General features: G+C 64.1%; 21 protein-coding genes. 13 read left to right on the top strand and 8 right to left on the bottom strand.

The window, feature by feature from the left end:
• The first annotated feature begins 371 nt into the window (after positions 1-371).
• Positions 372-983 carry a sigma-70 family RNA polymerase sigma factor gene (locus JSS27_01785; protein ID MBS0207662.1) on the top strand — a complete coding sequence of 204 codons (612 nt, stop codon included), beginning with the start codon at positions 372-374 and terminating at the stop codon, positions 981-983.
• 27 nt (positions 984-1,010) lie between these two features.
• The gene (locus tag JSS27_01780) at positions 1,011-2,906 is read left to right on the top strand and encodes a hypothetical protein (GenBank protein ID MBS0207661.1); all 1,896 of its coding nucleotides are present in this window, start codon (positions 1,011-1,013) and stop codon (positions 2,904-2,906) included.
• A 17-nt stretch (positions 2,907-2,923) separates the two neighbouring features.
• On the opposite strand, the gene JSS27_01775 is transcribed toward JSS27_01780, so the two are convergent.
• The gene (locus JSS27_01775; GenBank protein MBS0207660.1) at positions 2,924-3,325 is read right to left on the bottom strand and encodes a hypothetical protein; all 402 of its coding nucleotides are present in this window, start codon (positions 3,323-3,325) and stop codon (positions 2,924-2,926) included.
• A gap of 384 nt (positions 3,326-3,709) precedes the next feature.
• On the opposite strand from JSS27_01775, the gene JSS27_01770 reads away from it, so the two are divergent.
• The 6 genes from JSS27_01770 (at position 3,710) to JSS27_01745 (ending at position 9,963) form a co-directional block, all read left to right on the top strand.
• Positions 3,710-4,273, top strand: coding sequence for a hypothetical protein (locus tag JSS27_01770; protein ID MBS0207659.1), 564 nt, complete (start codon positions 3,710-3,712; stop codon positions 4,271-4,273).
• Positions 4,274-4,453: 180 nt separating this feature from the next.
• Positions 4,454-5,506 carry a methyltransferase domain-containing protein gene (locus tag JSS27_01765; GenBank protein ID MBS0207658.1) on the top strand — a complete coding sequence of 351 codons (1,053 nt, stop codon included), beginning with the start codon at positions 4,454-4,456 and terminating at the stop codon, positions 5,504-5,506.
• 55 nt (positions 5,507-5,561) lie between these two features.
• The gene (gene fbp, locus JSS27_01760; protein MBS0207657.1) at positions 5,562-6,599 is read left to right on the top strand and encodes a class 1 fructose-bisphosphatase; all 1,038 of its coding nucleotides are present in this window, start codon (positions 5,562-5,564) and stop codon (positions 6,597-6,599) included.
• A gap of 81 nt (positions 6,600-6,680) precedes the next feature.
• The gene (locus JSS27_01755) at positions 6,681-7,985 is read left to right on the top strand and encodes a class II aldolase/adducin family protein (GenBank protein ID MBS0207656.1); all 1,305 of its coding nucleotides are present in this window, start codon (positions 6,681-6,683) and stop codon (positions 7,983-7,985) included.
• 122 nt (positions 7,986-8,107) lie between these two features.
• Positions 8,108-9,382: a hypothetical protein gene (locus JSS27_01750; protein ID MBS0207655.1), complete on the top strand. Its 1,275-nt coding sequence runs from the start codon at positions 8,108-8,110 to the stop codon at positions 9,380-9,382.
• Between the two features lie 41 nt (positions 9,383-9,423).
• Positions 9,424-9,963, top strand: a complete 540-nt coding sequence (locus JSS27_01745) for a hypothetical protein (protein MBS0207654.1) — start codon at positions 9,424-9,426, stop codon at positions 9,961-9,963.
• Positions 9,964-10,006: 43 nt separating this feature from the next.
• On the opposite strand, the gene glgA is transcribed toward JSS27_01745, so the two are convergent.
• Positions 10,007-11,476, bottom strand: a complete 1,470-nt coding sequence (gene glgA / locus JSS27_01740) for a glycogen synthase GlgA (protein ID MBS0207653.1) — start codon at positions 11,474-11,476, stop codon at positions 10,007-10,009.
• Between the two features lie 363 nt (positions 11,477-11,839).
• Positions 11,840-13,033 carry a pyridoxal phosphate-dependent aminotransferase gene (locus tag JSS27_01735; protein MBS0207652.1) on the bottom strand — a complete coding sequence of 398 codons (1,194 nt, stop codon included), beginning with the start codon at positions 13,031-13,033 and terminating at the stop codon, positions 11,840-11,842.
• Positions 13,034-13,469: 436 nt separating this feature from the next.
• On the opposite strand from JSS27_01735, the gene pyrE reads away from it, so the two are divergent.
• A complete protein-coding gene (pyrE, locus tag JSS27_01730) occupies positions 13,470-14,024 on the top strand; it encodes an orotate phosphoribosyltransferase (protein MBS0207651.1) in 555 nt (184 codons plus the stop codon).
• 120 nt (positions 14,025-14,144) lie between these two features.
• Here pyrE and JSS27_01725 read toward each other — a convergent pair whose 3' ends face one another.
• Positions 14,145-15,326 (bottom strand): DUF1570 domain-containing protein, encoded by a 1,182-nt coding sequence (locus tag JSS27_01725; GenBank protein MBS0207650.1) that lies wholly within the window; start codon positions 15,324-15,326, stop codon positions 14,145-14,147.
• A gap of 337 nt (positions 15,327-15,663) precedes the next feature.
• On the opposite strand from JSS27_01725, the gene JSS27_01720 reads away from it, so the two are divergent.
• The 3 genes from JSS27_01720 (at position 15,664) to JSS27_01710 (ending at position 19,932) form a co-directional block, all read left to right on the top strand.
• Positions 15,664-16,371, top strand: coding sequence for a HEAT repeat domain-containing protein (locus tag JSS27_01720; GenBank protein MBS0207649.1), 708 nt, complete (start codon positions 15,664-15,666; stop codon positions 16,369-16,371).
• A 202-nt stretch (positions 16,372-16,573) separates the two neighbouring features.
• Complete coding sequence (locus JSS27_01715) at positions 16,574-18,769, top strand: hypothetical protein (GenBank protein MBS0207648.1); 2,196 nt, start codon at positions 16,574-16,576, stop codon at positions 18,767-18,769.
• Between the two features lie 326 nt (positions 18,770-19,095).
• A complete protein-coding gene (locus JSS27_01710) occupies positions 19,096-19,932 on the top strand; it encodes a DNA integrity scanning protein DisA nucleotide-binding domain protein (GenBank protein MBS0207647.1) in 837 nt (278 codons plus the stop codon).
• 130 nt (positions 19,933-20,062) lie between these two features.
• On the opposite strand, the gene JSS27_01705 is transcribed toward JSS27_01710, so the two are convergent.
• Positions 20,063-20,734 carry a hypothetical protein gene (locus JSS27_01705; protein ID MBS0207646.1) on the bottom strand — a complete coding sequence of 224 codons (672 nt, stop codon included), beginning with the start codon at positions 20,732-20,734 and terminating at the stop codon, positions 20,063-20,065.
• 228 nt (positions 20,735-20,962) lie between these two features.
• On the opposite strand from JSS27_01705, the gene JSS27_01700 reads away from it, so the two are divergent.
• A complete protein-coding gene (locus JSS27_01700) occupies positions 20,963-22,162 on the top strand; it encodes a hypothetical protein (GenBank protein MBS0207645.1) in 1,200 nt (399 codons plus the stop codon).
• Here the strand turns inward: JSS27_01700 and JSS27_01695 are convergent.
• The 3 genes from JSS27_01695 to JSS27_01685 all read right to left on the bottom strand — a co-directional run bounded on the left by JSS27_01695 (position 22,159) and on the right by JSS27_01685 (position 25,562).
• Positions 22,159-23,091, bottom strand: coding sequence for a hypothetical protein (locus JSS27_01695; protein ID MBS0207644.1), 933 nt, complete (start codon positions 23,089-23,091; stop codon positions 22,159-22,161). The two genes, JSS27_01700 and JSS27_01695, sit on opposite strands and share 4 nt — an antisense overlap.
• A gap of 377 nt (positions 23,092-23,468) precedes the next feature.
• Positions 23,469-24,440 (bottom strand): C-terminal binding protein, encoded by a 972-nt coding sequence (locus JSS27_01690; GenBank protein ID MBS0207643.1) that lies wholly within the window; start codon positions 24,438-24,440, stop codon positions 23,469-23,471.
• 126 nt (positions 24,441-24,566) lie between these two features.
• Positions 24,567-25,562, bottom strand: coding sequence for an ABC transporter ATP-binding protein (locus JSS27_01685; GenBank protein MBS0207642.1), 996 nt, complete (start codon positions 25,560-25,562; stop codon positions 24,567-24,569).
• Between the last annotated feature and the right edge of the window lie 29 nt (positions 25,563-25,591).

Genomic DNA, 25,591 nt, shown 5'->3' with positions numbered 1-25,591 from the left:
CGGTGGATTAACTAGGATTTAGATTGCGTTTGTATTCCTTTGCGATCTTTGCGCCTTTGCGGTTCAACTGTCTTCTCTGAAGTTTCCGGCAAGCGCGCGGGCCTATGGCCTTGCGGCTAAACCGCCAGCGTGTTTCACTCCCCCACCCCGTTACTCCTCCACACCCCCACGTCTTTGCTCCGTGTAGTCCTCCGTGTCTCAGTGTCCCCGTGGCGAATCCCCCGGGCCTAGGCACAAAAGTTTGACACCTGCCCGGCTCGCGGCGAAGATAACCGCTTGAGGGATGGCAGTTTCCGCCGTTTTTCCCGCCTGGCGGGGGGAGGGGCCGGGAACTTTGGGCCTGTCTTGTGCGTCCAATCTTCGGACCCAACGTGAACGACGATCAGCTCATCGACGAAACGCTCGCCGGGCGATCCGACGCCTTTGGCGAGTTGGTCCGCAAGTACCAGGACCGGTTGTACCATGCCATGCGGCATGTGCTGGGTTCGGCGGACGATGCGCTGGACGTCGTGCAAGATGCGTTCGTGCAGTCGTTGGTCAAGCTCGAGACGTTCAATCGCTCGGCGGCGTTTTACACTTGGCTGTTCCGGATCGCCTTGAATCTGGCCCTCAGCCAGCGCCGCCGCCGGCGCCCCACCGTTTCGATCGATGCGCTTCGCGAAGGCCTTGGTCGCGAGCCCATCGACGACAGCCCCGCCCCCGATCATCGCATGACCCAACAACAAGCGGCCACCGCGGTCCACCAGGCGCTTGCCGCGCTGGACGAAGACTTTCGGATCGTGCTGGTGTTACGCGATATGGACGATTTGTCGTACGAAGAGATCAGCCAGGTGCTCGACGTGCCCATCGGCACGGTGCGCAGCCGGCTGCATCGCGCGCGGTTGCAATTGCGCGAGCTGTTGAAAGATTGCGACGCGGTCAAGGCCAGCGTCGCGGACGGTTCTGGTAACTCGGCGAAAGAACCTCGGGCGGTGTCTCCCTAAGAGACCGCCGGTGCAGATGGTGAACTCATGACAACTCCACAACTTCCCCTGGCCGACAGCGAACTGCTGAGCGCCTACTTGGACAACGAGCTGAGCGCGGCCGATCGGGCCCGCACCGAAGCGCTGCTGGCCGAAAACCCCGGCGCGCGGCAACTGCTCGACGAACTGGACGCCCAGCGCGCCCAATTGCGCCAGATCTCGCGAGATCCACTCGGTGTCGACTTTGCCCAGCGCGTGCTGCGCGCGGCCGAGCGCGAAGTCCTGGTGCCATCGGCCAAGCCAAGCGAAGCCGCCGCAAAGAAATCGGCGACCGCCGAGCCGGCGCTGCGCCCGGCGCGCGAAGAGGACCGCCCCCGTTGGCTGCGTTTGCCGGCCGGACGACGCCCCTGGGTCTATGTCGCCTTGGCTTCGGCGGCGGCCGTGGTGATGATGATCTTCAACCCAAGCCGCGATCGGAACGTCGACCAGGTGGCGGTGCTGCCCGCCAACATGGAGATGTCCGCCACGCGCTCCGAAGAACAATTTGCCCGCCACCTGAATCGGGCTGACAAGCAAGAAGCCAACGCGCCGGTTGCAGAATCAATGGTCGAACGGCGCGCGTCGGATGTCGCCGGCGCGCCAGCCGCGACGGGCCCCGCGCCGGCGGCCATGGCCGGGGCTACGACTGCGGCCGTGCCGGCGACGCCTGCGGCCCCTGCTTCAAACGCCGCTGCGTCAACCGCACCTGCGGCCGGCGTCGGCGGAGCCTTCGCGAACGTCGACGAGCAACAATGGGTTCGGGCGTCGCTCGAACCGCTGGGCCTCGATCGATACACCGATGAGGTGATGCAGCAGGCGTCGGCCTACACGGCCGGCCTCGAGCCCGGCTTTGCCAACGACAACAACGGGCAAATGCTGATCATCTGCTGCGACGTGAATCGCACTCTGGTCCCGCCGCCGCAAGTGGCCACGTGGCTCGCCCAGTCGGACATCGAGGTGACCGGCGGCTCATCGCTCGGCGAGAACGAAGCGCTGGCCGCCAAAGCTCCGGCCATGGCGAGCAGTGCCACGAAGCCCAATAGCCCTTCACAGCCAGGCAGCGCGCCCCAGACAGGCAAAGCCGCCAAGCCTGACAGCTCGGGCGTCAGCATTTCAAGCCTGGCCGCGCAGATTCACGCCCCGGTTCCCGACTCGGACCCGGACAACGTGGCCCTGTCGTCCGAACCGACAGCCAAGCGCAACGCCCCCAAGGTGGCGACGACTCCCCCGGCTAAACCAGCAATGGCCGCTGCGGCGGCGGCCCCGCAAAAGCCTGCCGCATCTGGGCCGCAAGGGCAAGTGACACCCGCGTCGAGCGACCAGAACGTGCAAGTGTTCTATTGCCTGGCGCCTCGCGAGCAGGTGAGCGCGGCCGTCGAGCTGTTGCGCAACCAGACGAACGTGGTGACGAATGTTCATGTGCTAACGCCGACCAGCGCTGACGTGGTCGTCAGCGCGACGATCGCCCCCGATCGCGACGCCGCGGCGCGCAACGGCGCGCCGGCCAATGCGCCCGCAGCGGCCGATCGCAAGCAACCGGCCGCACAAGCGGCCCCGTCGGCAGGCAATCAGTTAGGCCAGCAGCAGAACCGCAATCGAGGCTACGGCCAGCGGATCGTGCTGGCCGATGAGGCGGACAACAAGGCCGCCACAACTAACAAGCTGCAGCGGCAAGCCGGTAATGCTGGCGACGACGCCAAGACGTCGCCACAAGCGGTCGCGCGCGCTGAAGCGTTGGTCGAAGGTCAACGGGCGCGGGCGCAGTTGGGCAAGGGTCGCGCCGTGGGGGTCGACAACGCCGCCACGTTGGAACGGGCGCTGTTCGTGTTCCGCATGGTCACGCCCGAGACGCCAGCCCAGCCCACGGCAGCTCCCGCCGAAGCCAAGCCGGTGAAATCGCCGTAGCCAGTCGCGCCGACGCGCTACTGCATCAAGAACCGTTCCAGGCCCGGATGCGGCGGCAGGTCGACGACCTCGGTCATTCGCAGGCCCAGTCGCGAGCAGCCCAGGGCCATTCCGTCGCGATGCAGCACCTTGGCCAACACGAACGTCATCGGCGTGCCGGGGAAGCCGACAATCAGCTCGTCGCTCGGCACCGGTCGGTTGATGACCAGCGACACGCCGTCCGACGAAATATTGCGCGTGAAGGCGGCAAAGGCGAAGTCGGGCATCGGATCCCCGTCGACGCAAGGGACGATGGCCACGGCCAACGAGATTTCGACGCGGTCGTCGCCGCGACGTTCGTTGTTCCCTTGCGACTTGATCAACCCTTGCAGCAGCCGTTCGACCGACTGTGCTTCGTCGTGCTTGGTGATGATGGCCATAGGAGGAAGTGCTGAGTGATGAATAGGAAATGATGAATAGGAAGACAAAGACGGCCCGATGGTCGATCGTTACGGCTGCGCATACCCGCCGTATTCATCACTCATCATTCCGCACTCATCACTCCTAACTCGCTTTCCAAAGCTAGGTTACGCTTCCCGGCCCGCGGGCCAAAAAACCGAGGAAAACGCTTGCTTGTCGGGGAGTTTTATGCCGGGTATGGTGAGAAGGCGGTGGGCTCGCCCGGCACAACCCTCCCGCCCCGGCCGAGCGGGTCCGCACAGGTCGACCGGCGATTGAGCCCCAAGCCGACGGCTCCGCCCCGGCCCTGCCCAATTGAATCTTACCTGGCACACTTTTGCCCCCTTTCACAGGAAACTCGAAACATGAAGCGCATGCTCTCGGTTGGTCTGGCGTTGTTGATCGCGGTCGGCACGTTGGCCGCCGCCGAACGAAGCGGCTTGCAGCCCGGCCAGTCGATCGGCGCCTTTGAAGTGGTCAAAGTGGGCGGCGCGCCGAACGACGACGTCTCGGTCGGCAAGGAGCTTTGCTACCGCTGCAAGTACGGCAACCGCCCGATGGTGATGGTCTTTACCCGCGGCAGCGACGAGAAGCTGGTCTCGCTGGTCAAGCAGATCGACGCCGCCGTGGCCAAGAACTCGGCAAGCCAATTGCGGGCCTTCGTCAACGTGATGGCCGACAACAAGGCCGCCGCCGAAGCGACCGCCAAGGGCTTCGCCTCGCAGAACCTGGCCAATGTCCCGGTCGTGATTCCGGTCGATTACCAGAACGGCCCGGGCAACTACTCGCTGAACCCGCAAGCCCAACTCACGATCATCATCGCCAACGATGGCAAGGTCGAAGTGAACCACGTGTTCGAGTCAGGACTGTCGTGTGAAAGCTGCATCGAGTCGGTGATGACCGACGTGAACAAGCTGGCGGCGAAGTAGGTTGCTGAGTAAAAGTTGCTAGTTGCTGGTTCCTAGTTGCTAGTTGAAGCCCGCGGCGCGTTGCGCCGCGGGCTTTTTTGTTGCCGGCGAGGCGATCGCTTCGGTTGGTTTGATCGTCTACGATAGTTGCAGCATCCAGCTTCGCACCGTCAGTTTGTCTTTTGCGCCGTTGTATTCGTTATGCCTCGCCCGTTGCCGCTGCCCGAGACTGACCCTGCGCCGATCTTCGAGTTGTTTCGCGGCAGCTATGGGACCGAGTTGCTGACCGCGGCGGTCCACGAGTTCAACGTCTTTGGCCGCTTGGCCGCCGGGCCCAAGTCGATGGCGGCGCTCGGCGATGAACTGCAACTGGCCGAGCGGCCAGCCGTGGTCCTGTTCTCCGCGCTGCGAGCGATGCGCTTGCTCGAAGAGTCCGGAGGAAAGCTCTCGCTCGCCCCGTTGGCCCGCGAACATCTGACGCCGGGCGGGGCGCTCGACATCTCGGGCTACATCGGACTGGCTGCCGACACGCCGGGCGTGCGCAGGATGATCGCTTGTTTGCGCAGCAACCGTCCGACCCAGGCCGCCGACGACAAGCCCGGCACCGCCTTCATCTATCGCAGCGGCGTCGACTCGGCCATGGAGCGCGAGGCGTCGGCACGAGCGCTGACGCTGGCCCTGGCCGGTCGGGCGCGGAACGTCGCGCCGGTCCTCGCGCGATCCTGGCCGCTGGACGGAGCCAAACACCTGCTCGACGTGGGCGGCGGAACCGGGCTGTACAGCATCGCCTGGCTCGAGCGGCACGCGACGCTGCGGGCCACGGTCTGGGACCGACCCGAGGTGCTGAAGGTCGCGGCCGAATTGGCCGCCGAGCAAGGGGTGCATGATCGGCTGCAGCTTGCGCCGGGCGACATGTTCGCCGACCCGGTCCCCGCGGGGGCCGACGTGGCGCTGCTGTGCAATGTGTTGCATGACTGGGACGTGGACGACTGCCGGCGGCTGATCGCCCGCGTGGCCGCGGCCTTGCCCGCGGGGGGCTGGCTATTGATCCACGATGTCTTATTGAACGATGCGCTCGACGGGCCGTTGCCGATCGCGCTCTATTCGGCGGCTTTGTTCAGCATTACCGAAGGGCGGGCGTACAGCGGCGGCGAATATCGGGCCTGGCTCATGGGAGCCGGCCTGCGCGTCGAAGCGACCGTGCCGACCCTGGCGCACGCTTCGCTCATTGCAGCCCGCAAGCCAACAGGGTAGGTATTGAAGAGATCACGCCAGGGCCTTAGGCCAATCGCACCACAGGAAGCGCATCATGACTGACGACCGCGACAACGCCGCGGGTGAAACTCCGATCGTGACCGTCCAGATGCACATCATGCGCGAGCAGCGTCGCTTTCCCGGCGCCTCGGGCGAGTTCTCGATGTTGCTGTCGGGCATCTCGCTGGCCACCAAGATGATCCAGGCCAAGGTCCGCCGCGCCGGCCTGTTGGACATCGTGGGTGACGCCGGCGGCGCGAACACCCACGGCGAGTCGCAACAGAAGCTCGATGTGTTTGCCAACGAGACGCTGATCCACGTGCTGGGGGGCCGTTCGAGCGTCGGCGTGCTGGCCTCGGAAGAAAACGAATGTCCGCTGGTCGTCGACCGGCACAACCCGAACGCCCACTATGCCGTGGTCTTCGACCCGCTGGACGGTTCGTCGAACATCGACGTCAACGTCAGCGTCGGCACCACATTCTCGATCCTCCGCTGTCCCACCTCGGGTCCGGTCGACACCGGCGAGTCGTGGGTGCTGCAGCCGGGCACGCAACAAGTGGCCGCCGGTTACGTCGTGTATGGCTCGTCAACGATCTTGGTCTATAGCGTTGGGCGGGGCGTGTTTGGCTTCACGCTCGATCCATCGATCGGCGCGTACATTCTCAGCCATGACAACATGCGGATGCCCGAGCAGGGGAAGTACTATTCGGTCAACGAGGCCTATCGCGACACGTTTCCGGCGGAGTATCAGGATATGATCGAACGGCTGCGCGGCGGCGCGCTGGGCAAGCGGTACGCCTCGCGGTACATCGGCTCGATGGTCAGCGATTTTCACCGCACGTTGCTCAAGGGGGGCATCTTCATGTACCCCCCCACGGCCGAGCACGCCTCGGGCAAGTTGCGGCTGTTGTACGAGGCGAACCCGATCGCGTACATCGCCGAGCAGGCCGGCGGCATCGCCACCGACGGCCGCCGCCGCGTGCTCGACATTGTGCCGACCAGCATTCACCAGCGGACGCCGCTAGTGGTCGGCGGGCGTGTCGAAATGGAAGAGTTCGCCCGCTGCTGCCGCGAAACGGCGGCTCATTCGTAACGATCGATCGTTCTTGCCACGTCATCAACCCTCGGTCATTGACCGGGGACTAAAGCCAGATGCAATCAGGGAAGTTGCTCCATGCTCAATCGCCAAGTCTTCCTGCATCCGCGCGATCAGTTGCTCGATTCGATCGAGCGAATCTACCAGTATCGGATGACGACCACCTCGGGCGGCAACTTGTCGCTGCACGATACGCGCGACGACATTTGGATCACCCCGGCCCGCGTCGACAAGGGGAGCCTGACGCGCGACGACATGGTCTGTCTGCGCCACGACGGCGCGGTCGAGGGGCGTCACCCGCCGTCGAGCGAGTTGCCCTTTCACCAGCAAATCTACGCGGCGCGGCCCGACCTGCGGGCGATCGTCCATGCTCACCCCGTGGCGCTGGTGGCGTTCAGCATCTGTCGGCTCGCGCCGAATACTTGTTTGTTGCATCAGGCCCGGCGGGTGTGCGGCGAGGTCGGCTTTGCGCCGTACGCGCTGCCGGGCAGCCAGCAACTGGGAAAGAACATCGCGGCGCAATTCGCCGCGGGACACAACTGTGTGATGCTCGAAAACCACGGCGTGGTCGTGGCCGGCCGCGACATGTCCGAGGCCTTTCAGCGCTTTGAGACGCTGGAGTTCACGGCCAAGACGATCATCAAGGCCACGGCGCTCGGCAAGTTGCGCTACCTGGACGACCAGCAATTGGCGTTGCCGCCGCAAGGGGCGCTGAAGCTGGCGGAGTTCTATCGCCCCATGCCGACCAGCGGCGAGAACGAACTGCGCCGCAATCTGCGCGACTTTGTCCGTCGTGGCTATCGCCAGCGGCTGTTCATCAGCACCGAGGGAACCTTCTCGGCTCGGGTCGACGCCGACAAGTTCCTAATTACTCCGTACCAGATCGATCGGGCGCGGATCGACATCGACGATTTGGTGCTGGTCTCGCACAGCCAGCGCGAGGCGGATCGTTGGCCCAGCCGGGCCACGCTGATTCACCAGGCGGTTTACGATCGCTATCCCGAGATTCAATCGATCGTCAACGGCTACCCGGTGAATGCCACGGCCTTCAGCGTGACGCCGACCCAGCTCGAGTCGCGAACCATCCCCGAGAGCTATCTGTTCCTGCGCGACGTGCAGCGGGTGCCGTTTGGCTTGCAGTTCAGCGCGCCCGAGCAGGTGGCGGCCGCGGTCTCGCCGACGCGGCCGATCGCGCTGCTGGAAAACGACGGCGTGCTGGTGCTGGGGCGGACGGTGCTCGATGCGTTCGACCGGTTGGAAGTGCTCGAGTCGACGGCCGAAGCGCTGGTCAACGGCCGCGCGCTCGGGCCGGTCACGCCAATGAACGAGGCTGTAATTGCCGAGCTGCTGGCGCACTTTTGTCCGAATGAATCGCACGAGTGATTCTCTTTCTTCGGAGTCGGCGACGTTAGTTCTCGGTGAACACCTGCATGAGTTACGCCGTTCGTGTTGTTGCGCTGTTGCTGTTGTGCTTCGCTGCGTCGCTACGCGCGGGCGAAGACTCGATGAGCTATCTGGACAACGGCAATGTCAAGATCGGCGTCGATCTGAAACTTGGCGGGGCGATCACCTACTTCTCGCCGGCGGGGCGCGACGAGAACGTCGTCAATAGCTACGACCTGGGACGCCAGATTCAGATGTCCCACTACTCGGGGCCGGTCCCGTTCACTATCGGCGACAAACGGCCGAAGCCCCACTGGGAACACATCGGTTGGAACCCGATCCAGACCGGCGACGACTTTGGGCATGGCTCCGAGATTCTGGCTCACGTCAACGACGGGCGGACGTTGTACGTAAAGTGTCGCCCCATGCAGTGGCCGCTGGACAATGTGCCCGGCGAGTGTGAGTACGAATGCTGGATCGAACTCAATGGCCGCGCGGCTCAGGTGCGCTGCCGGTTTATCAATCACCGTGCGGATAAGACGCAGTACCAGGCCCGGCTGCAAGAGCTGCCAGCGGTTTATACCAACGGGCCGTACTGGAAGCTGATGACCTACAACGGCCCACGCCCCTTCACCGGCGGCGCGCTGACCCAAATCGTCAAACCGGCCGGCGAACCGGGGCCGTGGACCCATTGGTACGCGACCGAGCGCTGGTCGGCGTTGGTGAACGATCGCGACTGGGGGTTGGGAATCTATAGCCCGGATTGTGTGTTCTATGGCGGCGGGTTTGCCGGCAAGCCAGGAAAAGGAGGGCCGAAGGACAATCCCACCGGGTACATGTCGCCCGTGCGCAGCGAGATCATCGACCACGACATTCGCTACGACTACCGCTACACTCTGCTGCTGGGCTCGCTCGACGAGATTCGGGCCTGGGTGGCGTCCCATGCCGCGTGGCTCGGGTTGCCGCGCTGGCATTTCACGCACGCGCGGCAAGGTTGGAACTGGATCAACGCCACGGACAACGCCTGGCAGGCCGCGCCGCCAAATCGCGAGCGGGGGCCGCTGGTGGTCAAGCTCGACCGAGACGACCCGCAGTTGATTTCACCGCCGACGTTCTGGCAGGCCGAAGCAGCCGGCACGCTGGTGATCGCTGCCGCCATCAAGACCAGTGACACACACGCTCAGGTGTTCTGGAGCACGCTGGCCGAGTCGGGGTTCAGCGAACAACGGCGGCTGGCGTTTCCCATCGTGGGCGACGGTAAACAGCGCGAGTATCGCGTGCTACTCGCCAACGCGCCGCGGTATCGCGGCGCGATCGTCCAGTTGCGCATCGATCCCTGCGCGCACGGCGGGAAAAACGACTGTATAGCTCTATACTCGATACACCTCGAAAAATGATCCACAAGCCCAGGGGTTTCACCCCCTGGGTTCCTCTGACCATGTGTACCGAACAACCTATTTGGCAGCACATCGTTCTCACCGCCTATGGTGCCTGGCTTTACGGCGATTTGCGTGGCTTTCGCACACGTCACCATCGTGAACATGTCGAGGGTGATTATAAGAATCCGCCACCGCCAGAGCAGTATGCAGAACGGGAACGTCGCAGCAAGCGCGAGATGATGCATCGCCCCGCATCGTTTCCGCCGCGCCTCCGCCCCGTGATCGGCGAAGCGCTGAGGGAACGGCTCGAACGAAATGGAGCGATGGTGATCTGCATTGCCGTTGCCAACCGGCACGTCCATCTCCTGGCAAAACTACCACGAACACAATCGCGAGCATGGACTGGCGCAGCAAAGATGCATGCCTGGCACCAAGCCAAAAAGCACGGGTGGAGCCGAAAGCTTTGGGGCATAAGAAGCAAGACGCTACGTATCAAGAACCGCGCTCATCAACTCGCCGCGTTCCGATACATTCTTGCGCATGCCGAAGAGGGAGCTTGGGTCTGGCGATGGACGAAGGGATATGAACCCAGGGGGTGAAACCCCTGGGCTTGAGGGGAGTACGTAACGTAGACGCAACACTCTAGATTCGCGCCAGCATCGATTCGTACAGCGCGACGTATTCGCGTGCGCTGCGGCCCCACGACCAGTCCTGGCGCATGCCGTTTTGCATCAGCTTGCTCCACTGCTCGGGGCGCCCGTACAGTTCGCACGCCCGGCCGAGCGTCGCGCTGAGCACCCGAGCGTCGTACTCGTCGAACGTGAACCCCGTGGCCGTGCCATCGGCCAGCGTCACGTCCGTGCAATCGGTCACCGTGTTGGCCAGACCGCCGGTCGCGTGAACCACCGGCACGGTGCCGTATTTCAAGCTATATAGCTGGTTGAGCCCGCACGGTTCGAACCGGCTGGGCATCAGAAAGATGTCCGAGCCGGCTTCAATGCGGTGGGCCATGGCGTCGGAGAACTTCAATTGCACGGCCAGCTTCTGGGGACAGCGGGCCGCCATCTCGGTCAGCAATTGATGGAACCGCGGCTCGCCGGTGCCCAGGAACACCCACTGGGCCGGGCTGCTGTGCATCCAGTCGGGCAGCACGTTGCTGATCAGGTCGAGCCCCTTCTGCTCGGCCAGTCGGCCAACAAAACCGATGAGCGGCACGCGCGGGTCAACCGGCAAGTTCAACTCTTGCTGCAGCCAGGCTTTGCACGCCGGCTTGCCACGCTCGACCGTCGTGGCGTCGTACATCTCGGGCAGTTGGCTGTCGATCGCCGGATTCCAGACGCCGTAGTCGACGCCGTTGATGATGCCCGACAGCACGTTCCGCCGCGCTTGCAGCACCCCTTCCAGGCCGCAACCGAAAGCCGGGGTTTGAATCTCCTCGGCGTAGCGCGGGCTGACGGTGTTCAGCGCGTCGGCGGACGTAAGGCCGGTCTTTAGCAAGTTGAGCTTGCCGTAGAACTCCATCTGGTGCCAGTTGAAGTATTTCCAGTCGAGCCCGGTGAGGGTCATGTCCCAGTGCCAGAACTGCCCCTGGTAAGCCATGTTGTGAATCGTCAACAGCGAGGCCACGCGCTCGAAGCCCGGCCGGCCGCGATGCTCGATCTTCAACAGCGCCGGCAGGAGTCCGGTCTGCCAATCGTTGGCGTGGATCACATCGACGGGCAGCTTCAACAGCCGGATCGCCTGGAAGACCGCCCGGCAGAAGAAGACGAACCGCTCGCAGTTGTCCTCGTAGTCGATGCCGCCGGCGCCGTACAGCTCGTCCCGGTCATAGTACTGATCCTGACGCACCAGATAGACCGGCACGTCGGTCCCGGGCAGTTGGCTGCGCAGCAACGTGCCCGCCACGGTCCGCGAGCCGAGTTGGACTTCGAAGTCGAGCCCCGTGGCTTCGATCGGCAAGCCGGCTTTGAGCGCTCGGCGATAGGCGGGCATGATCAGCGCGGCGCGATGTCCCAGCCGAGCCAACTCGGCGGGCAAGGTGCCAGCCACGTCGGCCAGACCGCCGGTCTTGGCGAAAGGAATCGCTTCGCTAGATGCCAACAGGATGTTCATGGCGCGCGTGCTCTGTGGGACGGGGCCCCGACACCGTTACTCATACCGTGCCGGCAGTCGCCGGACAACCGTTATAGACGGCCGAGTTTGCGCCGGCCGCGTCGAGCGTAAGATCGGCCAGCCTTGCGCCGTCATTCAATCTTTTGTTGGCCGGCGGCAAAATCGGAACTGGAGGATGCGAGAAGTGGCAAACCCGTTAGCGACATCGGGTAGCCCAGGTTGCTTGCCAACCTGGGCGGGCGAAGCCCGCAAGAGGTGGCGTGCATGGCGCTTCGCCAACAGGCGCTGACCGTCCCCCAGCGCCTCTTGTTGCCGCGCAACACCGGTTGCAAGCAACCGGTGCTACCCGCTGTGATATCGAGACTACGACTTCAAAAAGGCTTCAATCCGGTCGAAGCCGGCGCGCAGCGTTTCGAGATTCGTCGCGTACGACAGTCGCGCGTACCCTTCGGCGCCGAAGGCCGAGCCCATCACCGTGGCCACTCCTTGTTGCGCTAGGAGTTGCAGGCACCAGTCGCTCGAATTTTTGACCGGCGCGCCGGCGTAATCGCGTCCCAGGTGAGCCTGGATATTGATGAATGCGTAGAACGCGCCCCCCATTTCGGTCGCCTTCATGTTCGGCAGCGCGGCCAGCCGCGTGGTGACGTACTCGCGCCGCTCGGCGAAGTGCTTGAGCATTTCATCGACGCATTGCTGCGGGCCTTCCAGGGCGGCCAGCGCGGCATATTGGCTGACGCTCGACGGGTTCGACGTTTCCTGGCTTTGCAACCCGTCCATCGCCTTGGCCACGGCCGGCGGCGAGAGGGTCCAGCCAATGCGCCAGCCGGTCATGGCATAGGCCTTGCTTACGCCGTTGACGATCACGGTCCGTTCCTGCAGGCCCGGCCGCACGGTGGCAAAGCTGACGAACTTGTGTTGGCCGTAGACCAGCCGCTCGTAAATCTCGTCGCTGATCACCAGCAGATCGTGCTCGAGCACCACGTCGGCCAGCGCGCCCAACTCGTCGGGCGAGTACATGCTTCCCGTCGGGTTCGACGGCGAGCAGAGGAGCAAGACTTTCGCCTTGGGCGTGATCGCGGCCCGCAACTCGGCAGGTGTCAGCTTGAAGTGGTTCGCTTCGGTGGTCGAAACAATCACCGGCTTGCCACCGGTCAGCTTGACCAGTTCGGCATAGCTGACCCAATACGGCGCGGGAATGATCACCTCGTCGCCCGGATCGCACAGCGTGGTTAAAACATTGTGCAACGAGTGCTTGGCGCCGTTCGAGACAATGACCTGCGTGGCGGCGTAGTCGAGTCCGTGACGTTCTTTGTATTGCTTGGCCACGGCGGCGCGCAGCTCGTTGATCCCCGACGACGCAGTGTAGTGAGTGTGGCCCGCGGCCATGGCGCGCGTGGCAGCCTGGCAGATGTGGTCGGGGGTGTTGAAGTCAGGCTCGCCGACGCTGAAGTCGTACACCGTCTTGCCCGCCGCTTTCAATTCCCGCGCTTTGGCGGCCATGGCCAAGGTGGCCGACGGTTCCAAGGCTTGGACAATACGCGAGACGAGCGGACGCATAGACATTTCCTTTAACGGCGAACAACCGATGAATAGAACAGGCGACGAGCGGTAGCCACAGAACCCAACATTCTAAGTGGAAAATCCAGGCAACGCGAGCGGGGCGAAACGGCTCAGAGAAGACGCAAATTCTCGGGCAAAATCCCGCGGAGCAGTCGACCACGACGACACGACGTCGGAAAAGGCAAGAGGCTGGGGGGCAGCAAGGGGCGAAAAATGCCATGTCTTGGGATTAGCCGCACGACCACAGGTCCACGCGCCTCTTATTCAGCACTCACCAATCTTCGTTCATCCTTTCCTACGTCGTGTCCGTCGTGTCGTCGTGGTCGAATTCTTCTTCCTCTACAGGCCGGCCCCCCATAGTCCCAGCGGCGGTCGCGTGATATAGAACAGCAACCGAATTGCTCACGCACCATACCGCCGGGAGTCGACTGCCGTGTACGACCGCGCTGCTCTCAAACAATTGATCGCCGACAAGGCATTGAAGTTCGGGGACTTTACCCTCGCCTCGGGACGCAAAGCGACCTACTACCTCGACGGCAAACAAGTTACGCTCGACGCCGCCGGGGCGAAATTGATCGGCGAAGGCCTGCTCGAACTACTGCCGACCGAGCGGCCCCACGCCGTCGGCGGCATGTCGATCGGCGCCGACCCCATCGCCGCGGCCGTCCTCACCGTGGCCGGCGCGCGAGGCATTCCGCTGCGCGGCTTCATGGTCCGCAAAGAGCCCAAGGGGCACGGCCTGTTGCGCTATCTCGAAGGCCCGGTCGCGCCGGGCGAGACAGCCGTGATCGTCGAAGACGTGGTCACCACCGGCGGGTCGTCATTGCTGGCCATCGAGCGGGCCGAGGCGTTCGGGCTGAAAATCGTCGGCGTGCTGGCGATCATCGATCGCATGGAAGGGGGCGCCGAGGCGTTCCGCGCCAAGGGCTATCCGTTCCAAAGCCTGTTCTCGATCCGCGACTTCGGCATCGAACCGCCGCCAGTGTAAGAAAAGTTGCTAGCGGCTAGTTGCTGGTTGCTAGTGAGGGGCATCAAACCAATAGCGGTGCCCACCAATGTGCCGATTGCAGTTCCTAGCAACCAGGAACCAGCAACTCGCAACTTCCCCTCAATGCACCTTCATCATGTACCGCACGAACTCGTTGTCGAGCTGCGGTAACTCGGCCCCGAAGAATTGCTTGAAGTCTTGCAGCCGTTGCTCGGGCGTGTCGGCCACCAGCGGCGGCTTCTGCGACTCCATCTTCAAGTACTCGATGTACTGCTTGGGCTTTACCCGCGACAGGTAATAGTGCAGCGACCAGGCCTCGGCATAGGCGAGCTGCCCTTGCTTGGGGTCGCGAAAGCGCTTGTCGTCGGCGATCAGGGTTTGCAGGCTGTCGGGCGGCCGGCCGCGCAACGTCTCGCGAAACAGGTTGAGGCGGACGTGATTCACGCTGCCGATGGCGCTCCAGCCCTTTGAGCTTTTCAGGTCGGGCGTCTCGAAGAACACCGCCAATCCTTCGCTCAGCCACAAGGGCGCATCGCTATAGCGCGCTTGCAAGCCACAGTTGAATGCGATCTGGTGCGTCGCCTCGTGGATGATCGTGGCCACGGTTCGCTCGGCCTCGGGCAGCGACAACATCTCGTTGATCTGCGTCGAGGTCGTCCGCCGCGCGCCGGGGCGACGCAGCGCCTCGATGCCGGTCAGATCGTACATCGTCATCCGATTGGTCTGAAAGTTGTAATAGCCGATGATCGCGTCGGTGGCGTCCCCCAGCTCGGGCCGGGCGTGACTGGCGAAGGAAAGCTTGTCGGCAAAGACGATCGCCACCAGCGGGAACTCGGGCTTCTTCAGATCGACGCCCCGCTTGGTCCAGTAATTGGAGAACGCCCGATACAACTGCTCGAACAGCGCGCCGCACCACTGGGCATAGGCCTTGGACGTGTTGTGGCAAATCAGATAGTTCTGCGTCGAGTAGGTCTCGAATCCCTCGGGCAGCTCGGTCAGAAGCTGCTTGCCCAACTCGGCCGCGGTCAGGGAGACGAACGGCGTTTCATCCTTTTCGCGACGAACAATCTGAGTCGGCTCGATGACCCAGTCGCGGCCGTCGGCGCTCTGCATCAACAGGCTTCCTTCTGGCGTCTCGACCAGCACGCGGCCCGCCACGTCCTGCTCGCGACCGTCGACGGTGATGACCAGCCGCTCGATGGCGCGCGCCGGCATGGCGACGAACAGCCAGGCGACCGCTAGCGCCCCAATCAGGGAGAGCGGCGCCGATCGCCAGCAGCGAATTGCCCACAGCCACGACATGGTTGGTTCACGGGGTCTGGTGGTCGGCGACTCCGGGCCGACCAAGGGGGCGAGAGCATAGCGGAAAGGCCTGGGCAACTGCTAGAGAATCATGAGGACCACCGGGCGCTGACAGTGCTGGCACTCAACAAGCTATTAGCAATTAGCGATTAGAAAGGCGGCTAAATCAGATTTTTTGTCTAATCGCTAGCCGCTAATCGCTAACAGCTAATCCCTCCAACCCATCTTGGCCCAGGATCGGGTCGATTGCTATACTCCGCCCCCCGCCCGATCTCCTCGCACGCTTGTCCCGTCCGTTTCTCGAATTGTCATCCACCTCCTTGGCGCTGGTTTAGCCATGCTGTTCATGCGCTTGGGCCGCTCGCGGTCACTGGTCATTTTGTTGTTGTTGGCGTGTTGCGTCGGCTGTGCCGGCGATATGTTTTCGTCCAACAATAAGTGGGCCATGTTTGGCAGCAAGAAGAAGAAGCCCCCTGGGCCCGAGATCATCTCGCCGCGTGAGCGGATGCAGGCCATGACCGAACTGGCCAAGAAGGCCAACAAAATGTCCCCCGAAGAGCAACAGGCTGAATCGGTCAAGCTGGGCCAATTGATCCAGTCGGAGCAAGACCCCTGGATTCGCGCTCATATTGTTCACACACTGGCCTCGTTCGATTCGCCCGCCGCCACGGCGGTTATCACGGCAGCCGTACACGACGCCGACCGGGACGTGCGGTTGCGAGCTTGCGAAGCCTGGGGCAAGCGGGGCGGCCCCGACGGCGTGAAGATTCTGATGGAAATGACCGAGGACAGCGAACTCGACGTCCGCACCTGTGCCATCAAGAACCTGGGCACGTTGAAGGACAAGTCCGCCGTGCCGACGTTGGCGGCGATTCTCGATGATCGCGACCCGGCCCTGCAGTATCGCGCGGTCGTCGCCTTGCGCGAGATCAGCGGCAAGGACTTTGGCGACGACGTCGGCGCCTGGCGCAAGTACACCACGGGCAGCGGCGAAGAGCCTGCCCAGATTTCCGTCGGCGAGAAAATGAAACGCCGATTTTTCTAGTTTTGTAATTCAGTTTTGCCGGTGCGCGATCCCGCGCTCAGTGTTTTCCTGACGACTGTTCGTTTACCGTTCAGCTAATCAACTTTGAAGGGCGCATCGCCGATACAATCCTCAGTTCTCGCCCAGCGCTGCCAGCCCTGCTAGCGGCGCTGTCATCGACCTCGACTGTCCGCGTCCCTCCTGCCGACCATTCACCTCCGCCATGCCTGATCGCTTCCCTGACACCGCCCCTTTCGCTCGCCATCGCCGCACCTGGTCGTGCTCGGCGACGGTTCTTGCGATTGCGCTGAGCTCGTGGGCATCGGGCGTGCCAGCGCACGCGGCCGATCCGGCCGGGGTGTTTGATCTGGAGATTCAACTCGCCGCCGTTGCAGCCGACGAGAATCAGGACGCGACTGGACCTTCGCTCAGTAGCCCGACGTTGGCCAACCCGACAAGCCGCACTTCGCGCGCGACGACGGCGCCGACCGGTGCCGCGACCCACGAAGACTTCGCTCGCGCCAAGCCCGGCACACCCGACTTGCCCAAGCTAGCCGCGCGCCCCAGTAAGCCGAAGTTCGACACACTGCTGCCGGAAAACGGCCCGGCAACGAAGCACGAACCCTCGGGCGATACCAAAACCGGGGCCTCGACGACTTACCAGCCGACGCCCGCAGTCGTAACCGAACCAAAGGAAGCAACTCCCGAACCGGCGACGACCAAGCCGGCCGGCGAGCCCGCCCTGCTGCCCGGCGCTAACCGTTCGACGACGACCAAGCCGCTTGAACCGGCCACACCCCCCAAGTCAGAACCGACCGGCGATGTGCCCCTGGCCAAACAGCCCGGCCCGATGAAAGCCGCCGACCCCAAGCAGCCGGAGTCGAAGTCACCCGACGCCAAGTCCACCGAAACCAAGCGCGCCGAGACGAAGCCACCTCAAACCAAGCCCGAGGGGTCCGCCACGCCTCGCACCGCCTCGCGCAGCGGCACCGGCAGTTCCCAGGCGCCACTCGACGAGCCGCGCCGGCTCCCCAGCACGGAATCGACGCCGACGGCCGACTGGTCCCCCGAAATGGAACGCCTGCGGCAGCGAATGGGGCGCGTTCTGGAATACTACAAGCCCAAGCGCTTGAACACCCGCGATCACAACTCGTGGGAGATGATGCACGCGATCATCGCCTATGGGACCAAGTCCGAAGTCTCGCAAGCTGGCCCCACCGGCGCGCCGCTGAACACGATCGGCTACCTGTGCTACAACCATCCGGCCAAGAACCAGCGCTTGTTCCAACTGGACCGAGGGAACATCGCCGCCAAGATCGGCGTGGGCGTTCAGGGGCATCCAGCCCAGTTCCTGGCCATCGTGGCCCAGTCGCGTCTGCCGGCCAGCTATCCGATGCTGGTCGAGGGGAAAGAGCTCAAGATCAGCGATCTGATTGAAAGCGAGAAGCGCTCCTGCCAGACGGGGACCGAACTGACGTTCACGCTGATTTCGATGTCGTATTACCTCGACACCGACGAAGAGTGGGAGAACGACGCCGGCCAGAAGTGGTCGATCTCGAAACTGATCCAGGAAGAAATCAAGTCGCCGATCCGCGGGGCGGCCTGCGGCGGGTCGCACCGGCTCACCGGGCTGGCCTATGCCCTGCGAAAGCGCGAAATCGAAGGCCGCCCCATCGATGGCCAGTTCGCCCGAGCCCAAAAATACCTGAACGATTACCACAACTACACCTTCAGCCTGCAGAACACGGACGGCTCGTTCAGCACCGAATGGTTCGTGCGTCGCGGCAACCGCGACGACCTGGACCGCCGCGTCCAGACAACCGGCCACATGCTCGAATGGCTGGTCTTCTCGCTACCCGAGAATCAACTGGACGATCGCCGCGTCATTTCGGCGGTGAATTACCTGACCAATCTGTTGTACGGCAATCGCGAGCGAGAATGGGAAATCGGCCCCAAGGGTCACGCCCTGCACGCCTTGGCCATCTACGACCAACGCCGTTTCCACCACACGGCGATCAAGCCTGCGCCCGAAGACCTGGCCAAACCAACCGTGGAGCCCAGGCCGTTAAACAAGGCCGCGCCCGACGACGAAACCGACCAGCCGTCGGCCACGACCGCCGATCGGCGCTCGGCCCCCAGCGAGTCCTCGGCCAGCCGCCGTAGCACGCCATCCCCGGCCGGAGACAACTCCCCCGCCAAGCTTCCCGAAGCAGGCGACAACGCTCCGGCGGCCAAGCCGCTCGACAAGAAGCTTTCGGACGGCGATGCTCCGGGCAGCAATGCTCCGGCCAAGCCGGGCAGCGCCGCGAAGCCCGACGCGAGCACGTTGAGCGTGCCGCGCCCCGTGACCATCACGCCCGCGCCCGGTTATCCCAGCCGCGCCTCGTCGCCGTCGCGCTCCTCGCAGCGCCGCCGCTAGAACATTTTTCGCTTCCTCGCGGTGTTGGCGCATATTTACCAAGCTGGTGGCTTTGCCACTGCTCTTGGCGGCGGAGCCGCCGGCTGGGGACCAGTCATCAAACGCCAAGCCAGATTCCGTCATTCCCGCGGCGGGAATCTCGATTGCCCCCGCTGGCCAAAGACCGTACATTTGCCCACGACAGTTTGTCGTTGGTCGTCCCCCTCGACTCGTCTTTCGAGTCGACTCCGCGAGGATCGCGCGTGCGTTTCAGCGAGCAAGTCGAAACCCTGTACGAGGCCACCGTGAAGCTGGCCGAGACCCTCGGCACTGACGCCGTGCTGGTCATGGGAGACGGCTCGCTCGAATGGAAGCACCTTCGCGAACATTCCGGCAAGCAAAAAGTAATCGTGGCGGTCGAGAACGAAGACCACGTCGCCGCGGCAGTCGAGAACGGCTTGCTGGCCGTGTTGCTAGATGCGTCCGAAGGGGCGGTCTACGACAAGCTTTCGCAGGCCCTGTTGAAAGCCATCGCCGACGAGATGCTCGCGCCGGGTTCCTCGGTCGTGGCTCTGTACGGCGGCTTCGAGGCGGGTGAGCTCGACTCGATCAGCGTGATCGACCTGGGGGACCACCTGGGCCGACTGACGGTGCGCGATCTGCGCCAGCTCGAAACCCGGGTGCCGCTCGACACTCTGCAGACGGTGGTGAACCTGGCCCTGGAAATCGGTCGCGAAGGCCGCGAAGGAAAGCCAGTCGGCACGCTGTTCGTGGTCGGCGACACGGTGCGGGTCCGCAAGATGAGCCGCTCGGCCAGTTTCGATGCGGTGAAAGGCTATAGCCGCAAAGAGCGAAATCTGAAGTCGGCCCGTGTGCGCGAAGGCATCAAGGAAATCGCGCAGATGGACGGCGCGATTATCATTGCGCCGGATGGCACCGTCGAGGCGGCCGCGCAGTATCTCGACGCCTCGGCCGCCGAGGTGACCCTGTCCAAGGGCCTGGGCGCGCGTCACTGGGCCGCCGCCGCGATCACCCGGGCCACCAAGGCCGTGGCCGTGGCCGTCAGCGAATCGAGCGGCACGGTTCGCATCTTCCAGAACGGCGAAGTGGTCCTTCGCATCGAACCGTTCCGCCGCCCCATGAAGTGGAAAGGCGGCGACGGCGAACAGCCAACGGGGGATTGAGGAGGCGATTAGCGATTAGCCGTTAGCGATTAGCAAGAAAGTGCCTTTCTCTTTGTCCGGTCTAATCGCTAATTGCTAACCGCTAGTCGCTCTGCAAGCAACTGACAACGGACCACTGACAACTGACTCCTTACCGCCTTTCCGCCGGGCGCTGCATCACCAGATTGACGTCGAAGCGGGCGTTGGGCTGCGCCTGGCGCACGACCGAGACCGGCACGATTCGCAGTTCGCTCCGCACGGTCCCCTGTGACGGAACCTGGTACAGATACACGTTCGGGTCCGGCCCGATCATGCGCTGGAATTGGTACTGCGAGGCCAGCCAATCGACCAACGGCCGCGCGTCGCCCGTGGTCCCCTGGAACATGATCCGCTCGACCTGTTGATTCTGGTTGAAGTAATAGGTCAGCGAGCCCGCCAGGTCCGCCGCGTTGGTCCCGGTCACCAGCGGCACGCGATAGCCCGAGTGGTGTACATCGGCCAGCGACGTCGAAACGCGCGACCAGTTGCCCAACACCCAGGCCGGCGACACGTCGAATCGCAAGACAGACCAGATCGGCTGGACTTCGAGCTTCGATGGCTGATTCGGAGGCGCGACGTTCGAGGCCGCGCCGCCCGGCGGGGCCGCCACTTGCCAATCGTGCGTCGTGGACCCCGCCGCGCCGGCCACTTGCGGCACCGGTTCATTCGATGGATGGCCAAACTTGTCGTAGAGGCTGTCGCGCAGCGAGTCGCTGCTCGACATCAGCACCGGCAACCCCGCCGCGCCGCCGACGGTGGCCAACATGAACGCGCGCTTCAACATGCTTTTGCTTCCCGCGCTCGAAGTTTCTGTCGCTGTTGAATCCATAGTTTTCCTTACTCTCTTTCATCGACCACATCGCTTCCCGGGGTTGCCGTCGCGGAACGCCCCTCCCCCTGGCACAAACACCGGGTAAGATCGGTGCAACCGGCGGCGCACGAACGGCCCGCACAGCTTGCCAAGCCGGCGGTTAACGCTTTCCCAACCTGCACGTTCCGAACCACAACTGCCGTGAACACACCCGAGGCGATCGACGACCTGCGCTGGCTCATCGGCGATGAAGGACGCGCCTGGCTGACCCGCATGGACCCGGCGGCCGAAGCGACCCCGGCGCTGGTGGTGGCGCTACGGCGCGATTTGTCGGCCGGGCGCGTGCGGCTGCTGCTCGATCAAGTCGCCCTGCGCCGCCGGGCCGCCGACAAGTTCTCGCATCCCGAGCAGATGTTCTTCGCCGCTCGTGCCCTGGAACAGGCGACCGACGAGTGGATCGCTGTGTACAAGTCGGCGCGTTTCACGGCCGGCCCAGTGTACGACCTGTGCTGCGGCATCGGGGGCGATCTGCGAGCCCTGGCCGAGCGTGGCACGGCGACGGCCGTTGACCGAGACGAAGCCTTGACAATCCTAGCCGCTGCAAACGCCCCGACGACGCGCATGATAGTTGATGATGTGAATATGCTGCTGACGACGCTCGGTGCGCTCGAACCCGAAGCGGCCTGGCACATCGATCCCGACCGGCGCGCGCAAGGTCGGCGCGTAACCGCCGCGGCACATTACGAGCCAGCTCCCGAGTTCATCGACCGGCTGTTGCAACGCGCGCCGCGCGGCGCGGTCAAACTAGCGCCGGCGGCGCGCTGGCCCGCGGCTTGGAACGACCAGGCGGAGTTCGAGTGGATCAGCCGCGGCGGTGAATGTCGGCAACTGGTCGCCTGGTTCGGCGGGCTAAGCGGCACGCCGGGCCTGCGACGCGCGACGATCATTGCGCGCCGCGGGGGGCTGGTGAACTCGCTGATCGGCGCGCCTGACTTGCCGCCGTTGGCCCACGAGCTAGGCGCATTCGTCCACGAGCCCGACGCGGCGGTGTTGGCGGCCGGGCTGACCAACGTGCTGTGCGAACGCCTCGCGCTAACGGCCGTGACGCCCGGCGGGGGCTATCTGACCGGCGCGGCGCGTGTTGACGACCCGGCCCTCGACACGTTCGAGGTGCTGGAACAGTTGCCGTTCGATCAGAAGCGCCTGAAACAAGCCCTCCGCGCCGGCAACTACGACGCGCGCGAAATCAAAAAACGGGACGTTGACATCGAGCCCGAGAAGCTCCGCCAACAATTGCGTGGCACGGGCGGCGAACCAGTCACGGTGATCCTGGCCAACTGGCAGGGACAGACCGTGGCGCTGATCACCCGCCGCTGCCGTCACGAAGCCGCCGGAGCCTAGGACTTCGACGATTCGTCGCCGTTGTCCTTCAGACCCAAACGGGCCAGCCAGCGGCCGCGGGGTTGCTTTTTGGCCGTCGCGTCCGAGTTGGTGTTGACGACGACTTCCTTTTCCATCGTCGAGCGCTGCTCGTCCAGATCGCGGCGCTGTTGATCGAGTTGGACCTTGGTGCGAGCCAGTTGCGCTCGTTCACGCGAAAGTTCCATCTCGCCCACGCGCAGCTTCTCTTGCAACTCGTTCTGCAACTGCAAGGCCCGTTCACGTTCCTGTTGCACCACCGGATCGGATGATTCGCCAAGCAACTCGTCGGTGGTCGGAGCTTTCACGGCCGCCGAGGTCTGTTCGTCGAGTCGGCGTTGCAACTCGGCGATCATACGATCCTTCTCGGCGATCACGTCGTCGGTGATGCCGATGGCCCCTTCGATTGTCAGGCGTTCATCCTCGCCGTCGACTTCCTCGGGCAGCGGCGCTTCAAACGAGGGCACTTCACCCCCCGATTCCAGGGCCGCGATCATCTGCCGCTTTTGCGCTTCCCAGTCAAGCTTGGCCGATTTGTCTTCCTTGGCCGGCTTCTCATCGCGGCGTGAATCCACTTGGGCCTGAGCAATCGCGGAGTGTTGCTCGTCGCGCTCGGAAACCTTGCGGGCCGCGCTGTCACGCGTTTCGCGCAGCAAGGCGTCGATCCGCGACAGGTCGGGGGCTTCGCTACGTGGCCGAGGCTCGACGCTGCGCGGCTCGCGCGTTCCGTCCTCGACGGCCAGGTGTTCCAAGTGTTCGAGGACGGTGGCCCGCAACTGGTCGATCTTGGCCCGCTGGGCATCGGCAAATTCGCGCAGTCGGCGGCGCTCGGCTGCAATGGTCCGCGCCATCTGGGCGCTCCATTGCAGCGAAGTCGGATCGATCGGTGTGTGGGGAGTGTCGGTGTCCATGCCCGAACCACGCGCGCAGTGTCGCAAGAGTGGACCAACACTTGATCTACGTCACGCCCGACCCCCAGGCAAATGCCCTCACACCGGCGGTATCGATTGTGCCGGATAGTCTCGGCGTGGCGGCGATTTGCGTAGGTCAGGCTTTAGCCTGACGATGTTGTGCGCCGCCCAGTATGGTGGCCACATCCATGTCAGGCCAAGGCCTGACCTACAACTGTCGCCTCGGATGGCCTGGCCGCTGGCGGCCTGGTCGCGCCAGCGACAAGAAGAACTATGTGGCATCGCCAGGCAACTGAGCCGTCGCTTTTTCTTGTTGCTGCGCAACCGCGGCCGACGAGCGGCCGGGCCACCCTGGCTTAACCAACCTGCCGAGGCCGCTATTTCGTCAGCACCTGAGGGTTCACCGCGTTCTCGGGCGTCCGGCCGTGGAGCCGGTCGACGATCTGCCGGGCCACACGCGCCCGCAGGTTTTCGAGCGATTCGAGCGACACGAAAGCCGCGTGCGGCGTGACGATCACCCGGGGATCGTTGAACGGCGGCTGCGACAGATCGCAAGGTTCCTTTTGCTGGACATCAAGGGCCGCGCCGGCGAGTTGCCCCTTGTCCAAGGCGACGGCCAGCGCCGCCTCGTCCACCACGGCGCCGCGAGCCGTGTTAATCAAATACGCCGACGGCTTCATCCGCGCGAACTGCGCGGCCCCCAACAGGTGCTTCGTCTGCGGCGTGGCGGGGATGTGGAGCGAGACGTAATCGCTTCGTGCTAGCAACTCGTCGAGCGAGCAGAACTCGACGCCCGGCATCGGGTCGCGAGCGCTGCGGCGGTGGGCGATGATCTTCATGCCCAGCCCCTGCGCCTTTTTGGCCAGACAGCGGGCGATGTTGCCAAAGCCCACGAGGCCCAGCGTTTGTCCTTCGATCCGCCGCAGCGGCGGCCCGGCCTGCAGTTGATACGCGCCGGCCTTGGTCTGGGCGTGGTAGAACGCCACCTTGCGGGCCTGGGCCAGCAGCAGGGCCAGCGCATGCTCGGCCACTTCGATCAAGCAATAGTCGGGCACGTTGGTCACCGGAATGCCATGCGCCGTGCAATGCTCGACGTCGATGTTGTCGAGCCCGATTCCCAACCGCGAGACGATCCGACACTTGCCTGAGGCGGCGATCACCGGCGCGGGCACCTTGACCCAGTTGGTCATGATGGCGTCGACCTGATGCTTGCCGGCCAGCTTGGCCAGCGAGTCGGCGTCGGTCTTTTCGGCCACGATCAACTCGACATCGCCGACCGACAAGATCGACCGCTCGATGTTCAAATCGGGCCAGGCGTAATCGGTGAGCAGCACATGAAAACGGGGCATGGTGAATCTCGGTGGCAAATGGCGGGCCGCGTGAAATGAATTGGTATGGTAACCGTCGATCAGGAGATCACCAAGCCGGCGACTACGTCGCCGTTTCCTGGCGGCAGAGCCGCCGGCTTGGGACATCTATGTGACTGACACTGGCCCGTCGGCGGTGCCGGTCACGCGGAGGAACAACTGCTCCAGCGTCTCGGCCTCGGCGCTCAGGTAATCGATCACCGCGCCGCGCGCCTGGGCGATTTGAAAAAATCGGGCCGTGTGCCAGTCGGCCGGCACTGCGGCGGTCAATCGATTGGCCGTGACGAGTTCGGTCACGCCGCCGGGCGTTTCCGCGTTCCCATGGCGCGCCGTACGATCGGCAATCACCGTGACTTCGGCCCCCGCCTCTTGCAGCCCAGCGACGAGCCCTTGGCAGTCGCCGCGCCAGCCAAGCACGTAGCGATGTTGCGTGGCGTGCCCCAACGAGCGCATGGGCCCGGCATGAATCGCCTGGCCCCGGTGCAATACGACGATCTGGTCGCACAGGCGTTCGACGTCGCTGAGCAAGTGCGTACACAGGATCACGCTCTTGCCGGTCTCGCGAATCAGATCGGTCAGCAATTCGAGCATGGCGGCCCGGCCCGCCGGGTCGAGCCCGTTGGTCGGCTCGTCCAAGAGCAACAAGCGCGGATCGTGGACCAGCGCCGCCGCCAGTTTGAGCCGCTGCAAGTTGCCGGTCGAATACTCTTCCAGCCGCCGGTAGCGCAGTTCGCCCAGGCCGACGTAGTTGAGCACCTCGTGGGCCCGCCGCCGAGCGTCGCCGTGGGGCATGCCGTACAGATCGCCCGACAAGGTGACGAACTCAGCCCCGCGCAACAGCGGAACCGTGGCGTGGGCTTCGCTCATATAGCCGACCTGGCCGCGCAGCTCGAGCGATTGGCGCGAGGGATCGGCGTCGAGAACCCGGATCGTGCCCGCGTCGGGCGGGATCAACCCAAGCAGCACCTTGAGCAGGGTGCTCTTGCCGGCGCCGTTATTACCCACCAGTCCGATGATGCCTGGCTCGAGCGTGAACGAGACGTCGTTCAGGGCCAGGGTGCTGCCGTAACGGCGCGTGACATGCGAGAGTTCAACCAGCGGCATGTCGCGTATCTTCGGCCACCGCCGGCCGC

Source organism: Planctomycetota bacterium (assembly GCA_018242585.1).
Lineage (GTDB): Bacteria > Planctomycetota > Planctomycetia > Pirellulales > PNKZ01 > JAFEBQ01.
This window is presented reverse-complemented; position numbering and strand designations above follow the sequence as displayed.